The 16,199-nt window shown below is 52.1% G+C and carries 17 protein-coding genes; all 17 read left to right on the top strand.

Going from position 1 to position 16,199, the window contains the following annotated elements; all coding sequences use genetic code 11:
• Positions 1-744: 744 nt before the first annotated feature.
• The 17 genes from ACQG0S_RS23305 to ACQG0S_RS23225 all read left to right on the top strand — a co-directional run bounded on the left by ACQG0S_RS23305 (position 745) and on the right by ACQG0S_RS23225 (position 16,124).
• Complete coding sequence (locus ACQG0S_RS23305; RefSeq protein ID WP_049002211.1) at positions 745-1,389, top strand: hypothetical protein; 645 nt, start codon at positions 745-747, stop codon at positions 1,387-1,389.
• A gap of 114 nt (positions 1,390-1,503) precedes the next feature.
• Positions 1,504-1,959: a GNAT family N-acetyltransferase gene (locus ACQG0S_RS23300; RefSeq protein WP_227880427.1), complete on the top strand. Its 456-nt coding sequence runs from the start codon at positions 1,504-1,506 to the stop codon at positions 1,957-1,959.
• A gap of 175 nt (positions 1,960-2,134) precedes the next feature.
• Entirely contained in the window at positions 2,135-3,220 is a 1,086-nt protein-coding gene (locus ACQG0S_RS23295; protein ID WP_022649910.1) for a metallophosphoesterase family protein, read from the top strand.
• Positions 3,175-3,453: a hypothetical protein gene (locus ACQG0S_RS23290; RefSeq protein ID WP_045261882.1), complete on the top strand. Its 279-nt coding sequence runs from the start codon at positions 3,175-3,177 to the stop codon at positions 3,451-3,453. Before ACQG0S_RS23295 ends, ACQG0S_RS23290 begins: the two co-directional genes overlap by 46 nt.
• Complete coding sequence (locus ACQG0S_RS23285) at positions 3,450-5,366, top strand: AAA family ATPase (RefSeq protein WP_022649911.1); 1,917 nt, start codon at positions 3,450-3,452, stop codon at positions 5,364-5,366. Before ACQG0S_RS23290 ends, ACQG0S_RS23285 begins: the two co-directional genes overlap by 4 nt.
• Positions 5,356-6,102, top strand: a complete 747-nt coding sequence (locus ACQG0S_RS23280) for a hypothetical protein (RefSeq protein WP_004110014.1) — start codon at positions 5,356-5,358, stop codon at positions 6,100-6,102. The genes ACQG0S_RS23285 and ACQG0S_RS23280 overlap by 11 nt, the downstream gene beginning before the upstream one ends.
• 11 nt (positions 6,103-6,113) lie before the next feature.
• Positions 6,114-6,683 (top strand): hypothetical protein, encoded by a 570-nt coding sequence (locus tag ACQG0S_RS23275; RefSeq protein WP_004110012.1) that lies wholly within the window; start codon positions 6,114-6,116, stop codon positions 6,681-6,683.
• 77 nt (positions 6,684-6,760) lie between these two features.
• Positions 6,761-9,076, top strand: coding sequence for a class 1a ribonucleoside-diphosphate reductase subunit alpha (gene nrdA, locus ACQG0S_RS23270; RefSeq protein ID WP_022649913.1), 2,316 nt, complete (start codon positions 6,761-6,763; stop codon positions 9,074-9,076).
• A gap of 107 nt (positions 9,077-9,183) precedes the next feature.
• A complete protein-coding gene (gene nrdB / locus ACQG0S_RS23265; RefSeq protein WP_002231164.1) occupies positions 9,184-10,326 on the top strand; it encodes a class Ia ribonucleoside-diphosphate reductase subunit beta in 1,143 nt (380 codons plus the stop codon).
• A gap of 82 nt (positions 10,327-10,408) precedes the next feature.
• Entirely contained in the window at positions 10,409-11,278 is an 870-nt protein-coding gene (locus ACQG0S_RS23260; protein ID WP_057102246.1) for a phosphoribosyl-ATP pyrophosphohydrolase, read from the top strand.
• A gap of 189 nt (positions 11,279-11,467) precedes the next feature.
• Entirely contained in the window at positions 11,468-12,571 is a 1,104-nt protein-coding gene (locus tag ACQG0S_RS23255) for a thymidylate synthase (RefSeq protein WP_057102247.1), read from the top strand.
• A 19-nt stretch (positions 12,572-12,590) separates the two neighbouring features.
• Positions 12,591-12,986, top strand: coding sequence for a hypothetical protein (locus tag ACQG0S_RS23250; RefSeq protein ID WP_160859100.1), 396 nt, complete (start codon positions 12,591-12,593; stop codon positions 12,984-12,986).
• A 2-nt stretch (positions 12,987-12,988) separates the two neighbouring features.
• Positions 12,989-13,459, top strand: a complete 471-nt coding sequence (gene dfrA51, locus ACQG0S_RS23245; protein WP_161805923.1) for a trimethoprim-resistant dihydrofolate reductase DfrA51 — start codon at positions 12,989-12,991, stop codon at positions 13,457-13,459.
• Positions 13,459-14,103 (top strand): AAA family ATPase, encoded by a 645-nt coding sequence (locus ACQG0S_RS23240; protein ID WP_004109994.1) that lies wholly within the window; start codon positions 13,459-13,461, stop codon positions 14,101-14,103. The genes dfrA51 and ACQG0S_RS23240 overlap by 1 nt, the downstream gene beginning before the upstream one ends.
• Before the next feature lie 63 nt (positions 14,104-14,166).
• Positions 14,167-14,586, top strand: a complete 420-nt coding sequence (locus tag ACQG0S_RS23235) for a hypothetical protein (protein WP_004109992.1) — start codon at positions 14,167-14,169, stop codon at positions 14,584-14,586.
• 9 nt (positions 14,587-14,595) lie between these two features.
• Positions 14,596-15,153, top strand: a complete 558-nt coding sequence (locus ACQG0S_RS23230; RefSeq protein WP_057102248.1) for a 3'-5' exonuclease — start codon at positions 14,596-14,598, stop codon at positions 15,151-15,153.
• A gap of 128 nt (positions 15,154-15,281) precedes the next feature.
• Positions 15,282-16,124, top strand: a complete 843-nt coding sequence (locus ACQG0S_RS23225; protein WP_057102249.1) for a hypothetical protein — start codon at positions 15,282-15,284, stop codon at positions 16,122-16,124.
• Positions 16,125-16,199: the final 75 nt, after the last annotated feature.

Here is a 16,199-nt window from a genome sequence, read left to right as displayed (position 1 = left end):
TCCAAGTGTCTCTTTTTATTCGACCGCTTTGGTGGCCTTTGCTGATTACAGTGGATAGTAGCACTCATCGCAGCGGTTATCCTACCGCCTATAGTGGTTTTTCTACTCTCTACAGTGGTTGGTTTACTCTTCATAGTGGCTGATCTTCTCTCTATAGTGGATATCGATCACCTCTAAGGCCATGTGGCACAACGGTTTGCGGGGTACGGGGATCTTTTTGGGTCTTTGTGGGTCTATTTGGTTCTCTTTAGGATCTGAATTACTGGATCGGGCCTGTGTATAAAAATCAGGTAATTGCAAAACCAGCCATCACTCCCCTTCTGGGGATAATGTGTGGTCGAAACAAACACGCCTGAACGCAAAACTTCCAACATCTCTATGAATATCAGCCACCTGACGTAGAAAAACAGGCACTGAGTTATCCAGTTAAGACAATGTCTCCTACTCACTACAGTGGATACCGACCACTCTCCAGAGAGGTTGTTTTGCTCTTCATAGCGGTTATTATGCTCTCTACAGAGGTTACTTTCCTCCCCATAGTGGATAGTAACCCCCTCTCAGGCCAGTAACCGCAACGGCTGGAGACGATCGGGGATCTCTTTTGATCTTCTGTAGGATCTCTCTGGGGATCTAATTATTGGATCGGTCCTGTGAATAATGGGTATAAGTAAAACAGGCATTTGCAAACATCGGTGCGCCTTGTCAGTTATCGTTGCCCCGGACAAAACTATTTGAATAAGAACTATGGATCTCAAACGCACGCGCTGGGTTCGCCGTCTTGAAGATGGCTCCTACACCATTGAATCGAACACTAGCCTGAACAAACAGAAGTTGCTCTGCGACCTGTGCGGCATTGCGTCGAAGTGCCCGATTAACGAAACCCGGCTCAAACTCCACGACGCCGGGGCGCACTTCCACCTGAACAACTGCATACGTTACGTGCCACTGCTGGCATTTCGTAAACCGATCATCGGATTAGACGCACCCTACTTCAACACACTCCGCTCTGGTGTAACATGGCGAGACCGGGTCGAACCTGGCAAGCTCGTTTGTCTGGTTGAGGCTGATACTGGAAATATCATCCGGTTCGGGAGAGTCGATAAGGTCTACTCCGGCCCGGTGGATGAGATGCTGCGGAAACACAGCCGGTTTAACCATCTCTGCATGGGTGGAGAGAAGATCGAGAAGGTTGGCGAAGTGATCCGCAAATCCTACGGACACTTCCTGAACGACGACAGCCTTCTTACGGCCATCTACATTCGCCATGTCGATCGGGAGTTCGATACGGAGTATCACAGTGCTGAAGAGTTGAATCTTGTCGACCCTCGCCCAAAAGCTGGGGTAATCGACATCAGCGTAGCGCGTCAGAAGCCCCCTGAGACGTTTTAAACGTAAACTCATGGTTTTACCGGGGCATAAAATATGGTGTCTTAGAAAGACACTGAGAGCTTTAGGGATTAATACATGAGTGAATTTTATTCAAGGGCAGCAACTGTGGCAGACATGCCATTTATCATGGGTGAGTTCGAAGACGGCGCACGCAAGGGTCACTTCTACGAAGAGATCCTCACATCAAAGGGGGGTAAAACCTTTGAGAAGCAGACCAGGCTGGCCATCAAGACGAACGAGCAGGGCCAATACTCCGGGCATTATATCTACATCCTGCTGCGCCGTTCTGATGACAAAAAAGCAGGGCTAATCTGGTTCTGTGCCGCACTCGATCCAACCGGTGCGCCACGACTTGAACTCCGTGCCGTCAGTATCGTCAAAGAGCTACGCGGGAAAGGCTATGGGTCAATGCTGGTGTCCGACATGATCGATTCAAACCCGAGCCAGCCGATGATGGCGAAGTGCTACGTCAAATCCTCGCAAATGGCCGACATGCTAAAACGCAGAGGTTTTCACCTTTTCGACACGTCCCCCAAAGGCACGCAGATGCTGTTTCGCGATCCGAAGTAATAAGCCCCCATACGGTTGAGATATTGTCACCACCATAAAAATAAGTAGGTATTTACTTATATATTTTGTCATAATCGTGTGCCTGTAGATTTTCTTCTGTGCCGTGTTGTCTGGGTTGCTCGCCTCTCAAACACGCTTAACATCTGTATCAAAATAACCACAAAGGAAAAGACACATGACATTGCCATACGGGGTGATATCAGATCCCCATTATCATCGTTGGGATGCTTTTGCGACAACAAACGCTGACGGGCTGAACTCTCGACTGGAGATCCAACTGGACGCCACGAAAGAAGCAGCCAAAGCCATGAAAGCTGCGGGCTGTAAGTACATGCTGGTGGCTGGTGATACTTTCCATGTTCGTGGTGCTATATCACCTTCCGTCCTGCATTTCGTGACTGAAACTTACGAGTGGATCATCAAAGAGTTGGGCCTCGAAGTGGTTATGCTGGCCGGCAACCACGACCTCGAAACCAACGATTCCGTATACAGCGCCAATGCAGCGGCCTCTCTGCGCTCAATCGGTGTGGAAATTGTCTGCGGCAAACGTCCTCACTCCATCAAAATGGGCGACGTAACCGTCCACCTGATTAGCTGGCGTAACAACCACGCAGAGCTTATTAGCGACCTCAAAACACTGCGTTCCGGGCTGGATGGCGACAATCACGATGTCGTTGTGCATACCTCGATCAACAAAGCGATCCCCACCATGCCAGATGTCGGCATCGACGCACAGGAACTGAAAGATATCGGCTTCCGTTTGTTGCTGTCCGGACACTACCACAACCACAAAGAAGTGCTGCCTGGAGTGGTTAGCATCGGGGCGCTGACGCACCAGAATTGGGGCGATGTTGGCTCGCTGGCTGGCTTCATGATCGTCAACCCTGACGGCACATTCACCCACTACGAAACCTCCGCACCCAAGTTCGTCAACCTTGAGGACGATGTGGAAGACGACCAAATTCGCGGTAACTACGTGCGCTTCCGTGCCGTTGTGGAGAGCGATGAAGAAGGCATCAAAATCCAGAACGTCCTGAAAACAATGGGCGCGAAGGGTGTCGTCTGCAACTTCATCCGCAAGGCATCGATGATGGAAGGCACTGCCAGTACTGCGGAGACCAGCAAAATAGACAGCCTGGGCGAGTCCGTCGCGGCGTACTGCAAAATCGTTCACGACACTGACGGCGGCTTCGACCTGAGCAAGCTGGACATGCTATGTCAGGAGATCCTGACCGAAGCGGAGAGTGCGGAGGCAGTGTGAGAACGAGCCATTCTGGGAGCTTTCGGGACTTCATCTCCACGATGAAAAGACTTGAACGAGGCCAGACGGTGATGTTCCACAAGCCCTACCCACCCAACGGAAACCCTGTGGCGTTTTATCTGGGAAGACTGAGCAAACAAGGCGTACTGAAACGGAGATCTTTCCCGGCCCACACAGAGTTTCAACTGCGAAAAGGCCAGCATTTGAATCAAAAAGTTAGAGGCATTGTATGAAATTTCTAAAGCTCCAGGTTGAGAACTTCATGGCGTTAGCCAGCGCCGAAGTTGAGTTAGACCAACGCGGTCTGGTGCTCATTCAGGGTGTTAACAGTGGCGACTCTTCTGCTGCCAGCAATGGTGCGGGCAAATCGACATTGATGAACAGCCTGATGTGGTGTCTGTATGGCGAAACTGCGCATGGCGTCAAAGGTGACGACGTGCTGTCTACAGGTCACGAGAAAAACTGTCGTGTGATGGTGACTGTTGAGGATGAAGGAAAGCGTTACGCCATCATTCGCCACCGCAAACACAAAGAGTTCAAGAACCGGCTGATCGTCCGTGGCGAAGACGGTGATATGACCAAAGGCAAAGACACACTGACGCAGGAGTTCGTTGAACGCCTGATTGGTGCATCGAAAGAGGTGTTCATGGCGTCCATCTACGCCAGTCAGGAAGCAATGCCTGATCTGCCGGGTATGTCCGACAAGAACCTCAAAACCATCGTTGAAGAAGCCGCTGGCGTCGACCGGTTAACGCGAGCCTATGCCATTGCTCGCGAGCGTGCTAATGCAGCTGCCGCACGCATGGATGTTACCAAATCCAAAATGGACGCCTGTCTCACGCTTATCGAGACCGCGCAGTCAGAGATTGAGGCGGCCAAAGCGTCCTCTGATAGTTGGGAGCGCGATCGCGGCGAACGTCTGGACAAGGCCCGCGTCGATTTGGCTGGCGCGGAGGTAACGCTGTCCGAAGTCGTGATGGAAATTCGCTCGCTGCCGGAACAGATCCGGGATACGGAAAACGCGATTGCTGGCGAACGCAGTAAGCTGGCCTCCAAAGAAGAGCATGACGCCAAACTGCTGAAGGTGCGCGGTGCGATTACGGAGATCCGCTCAAGCATCCGCACTTCAGAAGCGGCACAGAACGAGTCCATGAACCGTGCTCGCTCGTTTAAAACCAAAGCAGAAGAGGTTGGCACAAAGGTCGGAGCACCTTGTGTTACGTGCGGAAAGCCCTACTGCGAAGAAGATTTGTCCACCGTAAAGGAGAGTTTCATTGAACAAGCGCGTAATGAGATCGGCCAGGCGCAGGCATCAGCAGCGGCAGTGGCTCAACACAAAGCTCGTCTTGAGAAAGCGCTCGGCATCGAGTCTGCACTGGTCGCAGCCACACCCGACGTATCAGAAATCATCGCCAGAATCGAACGCCTGACCAATGAGCTAAGTGCGCTGCGTCATCGAGAACGTGAAGTTGTGGCCGTCGAAGCGATGGTGGCGCGGGCACGTACCGACATGAATCGCATTATGGCAGAGGTAAACCCATTTCTGGCCGTTATTAAACGTCATGAAGACAACCTTGCTGCCAATAAATCTAATCATTCAGTACTTAAAAATGAGTTAAAGAGTATTCAGGAGCAGGCTCTGTTGCTGGAGAAAGCTCGCCAGGTTTACTCCCCAGCTGGTGTGCGTTCACACATCCTGACCTCTGTTACGCCTTTCCTTAACATCAGAACTGCGGAGTATCTCAACACGCTGTCGGACGGCAACATCGTTGCCGAATGGTCGACAATGGAGACAACGAAGAAAGGCGAGTATCGCGACAAATTCAATATCAGCGTAACCAAAACAGGCTCCAGCAAATCCTTCCAGACGTTGTCTGGTGGCGAGAAGCGTAAGGTACGCATTGCGTGCTCTCTTGCTTTGCAGGATCTGGTTGCCAGTCGCGCCAGTAAGAATATCGAGCTGTTTATCGGCGATGAAATTGACGACGCGCTCGACACTGCCGGTCTGGAGCGTCTCATGGGGATTCTGGAAGCCAAAGCGCGTGAACGCGGCACAGTGATGATCATTTCCCACAAAGAGATGAAATCGTGGTTCCGGGAAACCATCACAGTCGAAGTCAAAGAGGGTCGCAGCTATGTCGTTTAACTTGAGCCGAACGCAGTTTTTGCAGATGTTTGCCGTGATGCAGTCTATAAAGCTGATAAACCACCATACGGCAAAAGCAGCTGCGCCTGCACTTTTGTGGAAAAACGAAAACATCAATGACGACCAGTTCTCGGTATTAACCAGTCTGCTGTCATCGACTCCGTTGATGCCGAGTTTGTCTATGCTGCCGTCAGGAAGCACTGCGCCGATCCTTATTAATCCATTTACGGAAGGTGGATATCTCCCACATTCTGGGCCGGGGTTCGTTGTGATTCCTGAAACCGGAACGCTGAACATCCAAGAAAATGCGCTCTTCAATGCGATGGAGACGCACATCAGCACCGCATTCACTAATCTGATTCGACACGCTAACGCACGCGCGGATCACGTTGCAATGCCGGGTGCTGCTTTCGCCAGCTTCTCTGTTGACTATGACCGACACGCGCCAATTTCAAAGCGGGCGAAACTCTGCTTTTACGAGGAGGGATGTGAAGTAGCGATTATTGAAGTACTTCTCCCCCATGTATTCAGCGCGAATGAAACGGCTGCACGCCATCTGATCGACATCATGCGGCATTTCATCGGCCAGAGCATGATCGATGCAGACATTGCTGCAGGCGTTCTAACCAACGATAGCATTCACGTTGTTAGCGACATTCCGAAGCCGCCAACTCGCGAGCCGGAAAAGACACTTGAACAGAAACTAATGGAATGCCCAACCTGGGCTACGTGGTAAGGAGACCAAAAATGAGTAAAACCATTCGTGTGGTCGGCGTCGACCCTTCAATGAGCAACTTTGGCCTGGCGATTGGCACGCTGGATCTGGAAACGGATAAGCTGGACATTCATGGCCTGACATTGGTGGAAACCAAAGCTGGCGGCAACAAGAAGACGGTTCGCGTAAACAGCGACGATCTGCGCCGCGCTAATGAAATCTGGCGTACCGCCAAGCCCATAATCGAGCAGGCTCATATGGTGTTTTGCGAATTGCCGGTTGGTAGCCAATCGAGTCGCTCTCAGACCTCATACGGCATCTGTATTGGCGTACTGGCGTGCGTGGATAAGCCACTGATACAGGTCACGCCAAACGAGATTAAGCACTATGTCGGGAATAAGCTGACCACGTCGAAGGAAGAGATCATTCAGTGGGCTACGCAGAAGCAGCCAAACGCCCCGTGGTTGCGCCGTAAGCAATCTGGTAAGGAAGTGCTGGTGAATAAAAACGAGCACCTTGCGGACGCTGTCGCGTCGATTTACACCGGTATGCAAACAGATCAATTCCGTCAGGTTCGCGATGTTCTTGCAGGAATTTTATAAGTCGGTAATTGATAGGTAAGTACTTATCTATTAACATGAGGCCACTATATTTAGTGGCCTTTTTTATTGGGTGATACATGATAAGCATCGTAAAACGTAACGGTTCCACTGAGCCGTTGTCAGAGGAAAAATACAACCGCGTTGTGATGTGGGGAGTCGAAAACATTCGCAACGTTAGCGCGTCTGCTGTCGCTATGGGCGCTGCTGCCAGCATTTTCGACGGAATGACCACCTGCCAGCTGCATGAGGCGCTGGTAAAGTCCGCTGCCGATCTGATCTCTCCGGAAACCCCGAACTACTCGCAGGTTGCCGCGCGACTGAGCCTGTTCAAGATCCGCAAGGACGCCTTCGGCCAGTATGACTACCCGAATTTCTACAATCACATCGTCAGCAACGTCAGTCGTGGCGTTTACGATGAAGACCTTCTCAAGTACTACTCTCAGGAAGAAATTGCCGAGCTGGGCGTGTACATCAAGCCTAAGCGCGACGAATACTTCGGCTATGCCGCCACCGTGCAGCTGGCGAGCAAGTATCTCGTTCAAAACCGAGTAACTGGCGCTATCTACGAAGGGCCACAGCAACTCTACATGCTGGTCGGCATGTGCCTGTTCCAGAATTGGGAAGATGGCTGCGCCGGTAAGACGCGTCTGGAGATGGTCAAAGGCTTCTACGATGTGACCAGTACATTCAAGCTGTCTCTGCCAACGCCAATTATGGCCGGCGTGCGCACCCCTACTCGCCAGTTCTCCAGCTGCGTGCTGATTGAAGCTGCTGATAGTCTGAAAGGGATTAGCGCTGCGTCTTCCGCAATCATTGACTACGTGTCACGTCGCGCGGGAATTGGTATTGGCTTTGGGCGTCTGCGTGCGCTGGGAAGTGAGATCCGCAATGGCGAGGCCACCCACACTGGCGTTATTCCATTCCTGAAACACTTCCAGACAGCTGTGAAATCCTGCTCTCAGGGCGGTGTTCGCGGCGGCGCTGCTACAGCGTTCTATCCGATCTGGCACTTGGAAGTTGAAAGTCTGCTGGTACTGAAAAACAACCGTGGCATTGAAGAGAACCGCGTTCGTCATCTCGACTATGGCGTGATGATTAACCGTCTGATGTATCGCCGCCTGGTGCGCAACGAAAACATTACGCTGTTCAGCCCACACGATGTGCCGGGCCTGTACGACGCGTTCTTTGTTGATCAGGACAAGTTCGAAGAGCTGTACCTGAAGTACGAAGCCGACGAGAGCATCCGTAAGAAATCTATCCCGGCCGTCGACCTGTTCTCTACGCTGATGCAGGAGCGTGCCTCTACTGGTCGTGTTTACATTGCCAACGTCGACCACATGAACGATCACGGCGCATTCGTTCCGGAAATTGCACCGGTACACCAGTCCAATCTCTGCATGGAGATCACGCTACCGACCAAGCCACTGGCGTTCACTGACGATCCGAACGGGGAAATCGCGCTTTGCACTCTGTCTGCGTTTAACCTGGGCGCGATCCGCACGTTGGACTCACTGAAAGACGTGGCGTTCTACGCTGTGGCGGCACTGGACTCTCTGCTCGACTATCAGGACTACCCGATGGCTGCTGCAGAAATCCCGGCTAAAGCACGTCGTAGCCTGGGTATTGGCGTAACCAACTTTGCCTACTATCTGGCGAAGAACGGCTTTAACTACTCTGACACTGCGGGCAACCAGCTGGTGCATGAGACCTTCGAAGCCATTCAGTACTACCTGCTCGATGCGAGCTGCCGACTGGCCGAAGCGAAAGGTGCATGTGACTGGTTCTCCCACACCAAATATGCACAGGGCCAGCTGCCAGTCGACCACTATCGCAAAACGCTGGATACCAACCCGGAGACCTCTTTCGAGCTGAAAATGCCGTGGGAAGAGCTGCGTGGCCGTATCCGTGAGCATGGTCTGCGTAACTCCACTCTGACCGCCCAAATGCCGTGCGAGACGTCCAGTCAGATCACCAACTCCACCAATGGTATTGAGCCGCCCCGCGGCCCGGTGTCCGTGAAGTCGTCCAAAGACGGCATCGTGAAGATGGTCGTTCCGGACTTCGCGCAACTGAAAGACCAGTACGAGTACCTGTGGGATATGCCGGACAACCGCGGCTATCTGACTAAGGTGGCCATCATTCAGAAGTTCTTCGATCAGGCCATCTCTGCGAACACCAACTACGACCCGACTCGCTTCCCTGGCGACAAGGTTCCAATGATGAAGCTGCTGGAAGACCTGCTGTTTGCGTATCAGCAAGGTGTGAAGACGCTTTATTACCACAACACGCGTGATGGCGCTGGTAAGCGTGATGACGACGATCAGGTGTCAGAACCTTCCGCTGCGGAGGTTGTTGAGCCAGAAGATGAGTGCGATGGCGCGTGCAAAATCTGATGAGCGTGGGGAGAAATCCCCACCTTTTCATTGAGTTGAGTACCTTGTTTAAACCAATAAGATAACAATTTGTTTAAAGCCACTCGATAACATTCAGAGGGAAATACATGACTTATTCTACTTTCCGTTTGGGCGCTAACGACGCAACGAAGGAACCTATGTTCCTCGGCCAGTCTGTCAACGTAGCACGCTACGATCAGCAAAAGTACCGTGACTTCGAAAAGCTGATTGAGAAACAACTCTCGTTCTTCTGGCGCCCTGAAGAAGTCGACATTACCACTGACCGCATCGACTTCAATACCAAGCTGCAAGAGCACGAACGCCATATTTTTCTGAGCAACCTGCGTTACCAGACGCTGTTGGATTCCGTTCAGGGTCGCAGTCCAAACGCAACACTGCTGCCGCTGATCTCCATTCCTGAGCTGGAGACATGGGTTGAGACCTGGTCGTTCTCTGAGACGATTCACAGCCGCAGCTATACCCACATTATCCGCGGTATGGTGGATGACCCGAGCATCGTTTTCGACGGCATCGTCACGGACGAAGAGATCATCAGCCGGGCTGTAAGCATCTCAAGCGAATATGACAGGCTGTACGAAATGACCTGCGCTCGCCAGCATCTTGGCGAAGACGAATTTGAACGGCTGTATGTCAGCGAGTTTGATGGCAAGCCCTACCCTCTCCAGCGCCAGCTGTTCCGAACACTGGTGTCGGTGAATGCACTGGAGGCGATTCGCTTCTACGTGAGCTTTGCGTGTACGTTCGCCTTTGGTGAGCGGAAGCTGCTGGAGGGCAACACGAAGATCATGCGCTTCATCGCGCGCGACGAGGCTCTGCATTGCGAAGGTACTGAACGCATGATCCGCTTTATGCGTACCGGTCGTGAAGGTCTGATGTGGAAGATGATTGCCGCAGAAGAAGAGAGCTTCATCTATCAGACCATGATGGACGTGGCCGGGCAGGAAATGCGCTGGGCTGACTATCTGTTTAAAGACGGCTCAATGATTGGCTTGAATGCCGACATCCTCAAAAGCTATGTGAAATACCGCACCAACCTGGCAATGCGTCGTCTTGGGCTGCGACCGCTGTTCCCGGAAATCAAAGACGATCCACTGGTATGGATGAATAAATGGCTGCTGTCAGACACCCTGCAGATCGCTCCGCAGGAAGCTGAACAAAGCAACTACCTCGTTGGCCAGATTGACTCCGCTGTCGATCGCTCCGGCCTGAGCCAGTTCGCAGACCTTTAAGCCGAGTTTAACCACTTTGTGGCCTGGCGCTGCTGGGTCACAATTGACGTATCAAATGAAGTCCAAAGGAAAGAAAGAAGACATGAAATTTACGAAACTGACCGATCATCTGAAACTTGCCGCAGACAAACTCGTGGGATTTAAGCCAGAGCCTTACGAGTTGAATCCCGGTTTTGGCAAGGCAACGGAAAGCATCTACCTGATGGTTGACCAGTTCCACACACTGTTTCAGCACCCACGCCGTGCCATTCCAGATCCGGCACTACTGCGTCTGCGTGCCAAGCTGATCCACGAAGAAGCTGTTACCGAGGGCATCCCGGCAGCTAAAAACGGGGACATGACGGCACTGCTGGACGCGATGGCTGACTTCCTTTACGTGGGCGTCGGCACAATGGTGGCCATCAAAGGCGGCATCTCGACGGGCATGAGTTACTACACCCAAGAGCAGAGTGTTGATCGCTTCATCCACACCATCATGGTTCCAGGCAACACGGTCTTTGACGACATGGCCATCCCGTTTGAAGAAGCAAAAGAAGCTGCATTAATGCTGAATGCGCTGGCTGACAAACTCGAAGCGAAGCCGATTAGCGATTCCGAATTGGTGCAGGAGCTGCGCCGCGTGATGAATAAAATCTACGTTGCCTGCATGATGACCTACCGCCTGGCTGATTTTCTCGGTATCGATATTGTTGAGCTGGTGGCAGAAATCCATCGTTCCAACATGACCAAGCTGTGGCCGGCTGACGCCGAAGAGCGTCGTGTGGCGGTAGAGAATTGCAAATACGACAAGGAAGATCTGGGCTTCCGCCACGCTGAAGGGACTGACATGATGATTGGCTTCAGAGTTTCTGATGGCAAGATCCTCAAATCCCCAACCTACAGCGATGTGGATCTGACTCGCTTTGTTGAGAAGGCGAAAGCCTCATCTCTTTACGAGATGGTAAAAAAATAATTGTAAGTATCTACTTATCATTATATATTGCCTTGGCGTGTTTTATTGTCCAAGTTCTTAATTGCTCATTGCAATGGTGGCCTAAGAGCCACCATTTTTTTTACTTCCCTCCTAGCCTTACACACTTCTGACAGATAAACTTGTATAAAATAATATGTATGTACTTACTTATCTTATGTGAGGTTGATTTTGTCTATCCTACTGAATCGAGACTTTACGAACGGTCAGTTTGCCAGTGGTTCGTATGCCAAAGTGGTTGAAACGGTACTCAACACTGGCGTTCACGCGGGTGATCGCACCGGAACCGGCACAAAAAGCGTTTCATATGTCCCTTCCTACTACATGCTGACGGGCGGCTCTGTTCCACTTATCTCCGGAAAAGCCGTCAACCTGAAGCCGTTACTGGTTGAGCTGGAGTGGTATCTCAAAGGAACGGGCAACATCCAGTTCCTGAAAGACAATGGCGTCAAAATCTGGGATGCCTGGGCTGATGAAAATGGCGATTTAGGCCCGGTCTATGGCAAACAATGGCGTCGGTGGGAAGATACCCGCATCGTGAGCCATAGCGAGTATTTGAGCAAAATCGACACGTTCCGTGAGCGCGGGTACAAGGTCGAGGGGTATCTGGGCGTAAGTGAAGATCGCGTTGTGTTGTCCCGTGAAATCGACCAGCTACAGCGTATCGTTCACACGCTTCGCACCAACCCGACAGATCGTCGCATCCTGCTGAATGCCTGGAATGTTGGCGAACTGGAAGATATGAAGTTGCCGCCATGCCATTTCGTGTTTTCACTGTGGAGTCGCGAGCTGGACTTTGAGACCCGACTGACGATGGCCACCGACATTGGCATTCAGCACAACCGCCACGGCCACGAGTCCATTTACACCCAGATGCTGTGTCTTCTGGAAAGAGATGGCGGCATTACTGAGAACATGCTGGACGAGCTGGGCATCCCGAAACGCATTCTGAACTCATGCCTGGTGCAGCGCAGCGTCGATACCTTTGTTGGTATGCCGTTCAACATCGCCGGTTACGGCATTCTCACCCACTTCCTCGCGAAGATCACCGGCCACATGGCTGGCGCATTCGTGCATTTTGGCTTTGACGTTCATCTCTACGACAACCACATGCAAGGCGTTGAGGAACTGATGAAGCGCGAGCCGCCCAAAGAGTCCGACCCGGTTGTCATCTTCCCGCATGAATGGGCCGAACTGGACGACTTCAAATGGGAAGGTGTGCAGGTGTGCGGCTACAGCCCTCTTCCGTGGATCAAGGTTCCAGTGGCGGTGTGATATGGCCAGAGGGATGTATGTGTTGTGTGAAATTGAAGGTGTGCTGGCGAGAGCCAGCCATCGCAAAGCAGTGTCTGATGCGGATGCAGGCGCTCTCATTGCCGGTGATGAACTCATCTTTCCCACCAGCCGCATGTTGCGTGGTTTTGCTCGCTCCGGTGCTGAAGTGGTGCTTATCAGTAGTCGTCCGGAAGCGCTCGAAGGCCCAACCAAACGCTGGCTGAAGGACTTCGGCATTGATTATGACTGGCTCCACCTTGTTCCGCGCGGTGTCAGTTTTGAAACCCATATCAAGCGCACGCTGGCAGAGCACAAAGGCGACTTACTTATCGCCGCACTGGTTCATGATCCGCGTCTGCGTTCTGCGCTGGCAGATTCTCACCAGCGACCAACCATCTATGAGGTAAGCCAATGAAGATGATTGCAGCTGTCGGCCGCAACTATGAAATCGGCATTGGCAACGAACTTCCCTGGCGTTGCCCGACCGATCTGAAACTGTTCAAACAACTCACCAAAAACGCCACTGTCGTGATGGGACGCAAGACGATGGAAAGTCTCAAGCGCCCGCTGCCAGAGCGCCATAACCTCGTTTTGACGCGCTCTCGTGGGTATATCCCCAATGGGTTCTACCCCGCTGGCATCGATGACGTTTTGAGACTGCCAGATCCGGTATGGGTGATTGGTGGCGGGCAGATTTACTCGCTCTTTATGCCACACGTAGAAGAGATCTGGCTGTCGCATATTGGCGTGGATGTGCCGGGCGCGGATGCGTTCTTCCCGGCGCCAATGATGCGTTCTTTAGGGTTCGTACCAGTCGAAACGGCTTATACCCAACGTGCAAATGAGGATGAGTCTGGCTTTTTGCAGATCGTATACAGAAGGTCGTAATGGATTACCGGATTGGAATCACTGGCGCACAGGGCAGTGGAAAAACAACCCTGGCAAAATACATCGATGCGCATTATGGCATTCCGTATGTGGATGCCGGTGTTGGCAAGCTGATGAGCAGTCTGGGGGTGAAGGTTGGCGAGCGTTTGCCTCTTTACGAACGTCTTCAGGTTCAGATGGAGATTGCCAGACACATCGAGATGATCACCCGCGGCGTTGAAGGTTTTGTCATCGACCGCACGCCAGCCGATGTCATGGCTTATACGCTTGACCTGGTCGGCCAGACCAACGAAGACCGTTGCATCGAGCTTGCTCTCGATATTGAGCAGTTTTGCCACAAAGCGGCCATTTCCAACTTCAATGCTATCGCGGGTCTTCGCCCGGGCGTTGAGCTTTCCAGCAAAGATCTCGCGCGTCCCCAGCGAGGATCGCTTGACCGTCTCTATGTTGCTCGCATCGATGCACTTATGTGCGGTGAGCTGACGAAAATCAACACCCTTCCCCAAACCGGCGATCTGCAGGTGTTCGTTATCTCTGAAAAGTGTCGCACGGTTGAAGCGCGAGCCAGATCGGTATTGCGAGTGCTGGACAGAGCCGCTGAAAACATTGAGCGCCGTATAACAGGACGAGTGACCTTCCACTGAATGTTGCTCCCCTGTTGGGCAGTGTAACAATAAGACACACGAAATGAATCGAGGAAAAACAGAATGATAGACGAACTTCCCCTCTCGGATGAATTAGATCGTAAAGCGATTGAAGCACTGATCCGCATTGCTGACGAACAATCCCGCTCTTTGATGAGTGAACGTGAAGCACGTCTGGCTATCCGCGCAGTGTTTGAGTCCGTTCAAGGGCTTGTTGGGGAAGAGGTTGGCGAAGCCATCAATGTGGCGATGTCGCAGTTCAATGGCGGCACCAAGCGCCCTCTGTTTCCTATGCACCTCAAACTCTCAGGCGGTACGGTTCTGTACGTGTCCGTTTGCCTGGAGACCAACCAAATCCAGATCCTCAACACATCAACGGGCGAATGGCGCGAGCCGGTCGTCTGCGAAAGTGGCGAGGACGCACTGAAAAAGGCTGCTCAGTTTGTGCGTGGCGCACTGCTGAAAGGCGCGAAGAAGCTGTAAGGAGTACGAATGACCACGATTGTCGGTGGCGTCGATATTGAGTCCACAGGGCTGGACTTCACATCCGGCCACAAAATTATCGAAATCGCGATAACCCGTTATGAACTGGAAACCCAGAAGCACATCGACAGCCTTGAGATGCGCTTCAACCCGCGTCGCAGTATCGATCCGAAGGCGCAGGCAGTACATGGTATTTCGCTGGAAGATCTGGCAGCAGAACCGCTACTGGCTGATCACGCAGGCAAGATTGCTGCATATATGGGTGCATGTAGCGCGTTAGTTGCCCATAACGGAGAGGCTTTTGACCTTCCGTTCATTCGCCACGAGTTCGGTAGCTATGGGGTGAAATTGCCAGATATCCCTCTGGTTGACTCCATGCTGGATGGCTTGTGGGCTACCGAGGATGGGAAGCGCCCACGCCTGGAAGAGCTGGCGTTCTCACTTGGGTTCACTTACGACCGTGAGAAGGCCCACAGCGCTCTCTACGATACTGACCTGATGATGCAGTGTTTCTTCAAAGCCCGAGAGAAATACGGCTTCTTCAAACTCCCATTCGAAAGCGCCTGATGGCGCTTTTTCTTTGCCTTCAGTTCTTCTAACTGCCTGTAATTATGACTTTTCCGCCTGATAGGTTTTGCCAGAATACGCTCAACCAAAACGCGGAAACGCACCAACGAAAACATAAGGAGTTAAAAATGAGCGCAGTTACAAACACTGTTAAAAACGATGACCTGGACGAACTGACTGCAATGTTGCAATCTCTCGACGAACCAGTGCAGAAAGCTGCGAAAATGAGCGGTGTCGACGAGATCGACGATCTTCTCTCTGGTCTGGATGACGCAATCGCAAAACCAGTCGAGGCGGTGGCGGATGAAGTCATGAATGCCAGCTCTACCGGCGATCTGAGTAGCGTTCTGGAAGAGCTTGAGATTGAGCACGAATCGGTGAAGGTCGAGGAACCAGAGCGTGACCTTGTTGCGGAGATAGTGAACGAGCCAGCGCCTGAACTTGACGCTCGAAGTACTGAGACTACCGGTACAGATCCAACCCCTTTACCTTCAGTGGCGTCAGAGCCTAAACCTGAAGAAGAGCAGCCAAAACGCCAGAAGGCAAAATCAGAGCGTACCCCGGCCAAACCTCGCTTCACGCTGGAAGGTAAGGACGAATCGTTCTATGCGACAGCCGGTCTGGAAAGTGAGAGCTTTACTGCCGCATTCGAAGGGGCGCCAGTCAAAGCGAAAGACAAGATCTTAAACCTTTTGAACTGGTTTAGTGGTGGGCCGGAAATCAGCGTCTACACGGTAATCGCAATGCGCCATATCCTTGACGCGAACACGGCGACCAGCAATAGCATTAAACTGGCGCTAATGAGCAACCCGGAGAAACCATATCCGCTCAACACCGCTTCGACTCAGGCTGGCCAGATGATGGCTGTGTTTCCAACTACTGGCATTGCCACCAGGGAAGGTGGAAATCTAACCCTTAATAAAGAGTCGCCGATCGTCAAAAAATTCATAGCGGAGTATTCCATTGGATGATGTTCCCCTACCCGATCTAAAGCCCCCTGACAGCTTTAGGACGCTGGGTAAGCTAATTGCATACCCAGCATCGAT

The sequence above is a fragment of the Enterobacter cloacae complex sp. 418I7 genome, from assembly GCF_050030705.1.
In the GTDB taxonomy this organism is placed as follows: domain Bacteria; phylum Pseudomonadota; class Gammaproteobacteria; order Enterobacterales; family Enterobacteriaceae; genus Enterobacter; species Enterobacter intestinihominis.
The sequence above is the reverse complement of the archived record's forward strand: the minus strand, read 5'-3'. Positions and strand labels throughout refer to the sequence as shown.

Bases quoted from the DNA above. Each gene is read 5' to 3' on its own strand.
- ACQG0S_RS23305 (WP_049002211.1), top strand. From the start codon at position 745: ATGGATCTCAAACGCACGCGCTGGGTTCGCCGTCTTGAAGATGGCTCC.
- ACQG0S_RS23300 (WP_227880427.1), top strand. From the start codon at position 1,504: ATGCCATTTATCATGGGTGAGTTCGAAGACGGCGCACGCAAGGGTCAC.
- ACQG0S_RS23295 (WP_022649910.1), top strand. From the start codon at position 2,135: ATGACATTGCCATACGGGGTGATATCAGATCCCCATTATCATCGTTGG.
- ACQG0S_RS23290 (WP_045261882.1), top strand. From the start codon at position 3,175: ATGTCAGGAGATCCTGACCGAAGCGGAGAGTGCGGAGGCAGTGTGAGA.
- ACQG0S_RS23285 (WP_022649911.1), top strand. From the start codon at position 3,450: ATGAAATTTCTAAAGCTCCAGGTTGAGAACTTCATGGCGTTAGCCAGC.
- ACQG0S_RS23280 (WP_004110014.1), top strand. From the start codon at position 5,356: ATGTCGTTTAACTTGAGCCGAACGCAGTTTTTGCAGATGTTTGCCGTG.
- ACQG0S_RS23275 (WP_004110012.1), top strand. From the start codon at position 6,114: ATGAGTAAAACCATTCGTGTGGTCGGCGTCGACCCTTCAATGAGCAAC.
- nrdA (WP_022649913.1), top strand. From the start codon at position 6,761: ATGATAAGCATCGTAAAACGTAACGGTTCCACTGAGCCGTTGTCAGAG.
- nrdB (WP_002231164.1), top strand. From the start codon at position 9,184: ATGACTTATTCTACTTTCCGTTTGGGCGCTAACGACGCAACGAAGGAA.
- ACQG0S_RS23260 (WP_057102246.1), top strand. From the start codon at position 10,409: ATGAAATTTACGAAACTGACCGATCATCTGAAACTTGCCGCAGACAAA.
- dfrA51 (WP_161805923.1), top strand. From the start codon at position 12,989: ATGATTGCAGCTGTCGGCCGCAACTATGAAATCGGCATTGGCAACGAA.
- ACQG0S_RS23240 (WP_004109994.1), top strand. From the start codon at position 13,459: ATGGATTACCGGATTGGAATCACTGGCGCACAGGGCAGTGGAAAAACA.
- ACQG0S_RS23235 (WP_004109992.1), top strand. From the start codon at position 14,167: ATGATAGACGAACTTCCCCTCTCGGATGAATTAGATCGTAAAGCGATT.
- ACQG0S_RS23230 (WP_057102248.1), top strand. From the start codon at position 14,596: ATGACCACGATTGTCGGTGGCGTCGATATTGAGTCCACAGGGCTGGAC.
- ACQG0S_RS23225 (WP_057102249.1), top strand. From the start codon at position 15,282: ATGAGCGCAGTTACAAACACTGTTAAAAACGATGACCTGGACGAACTG.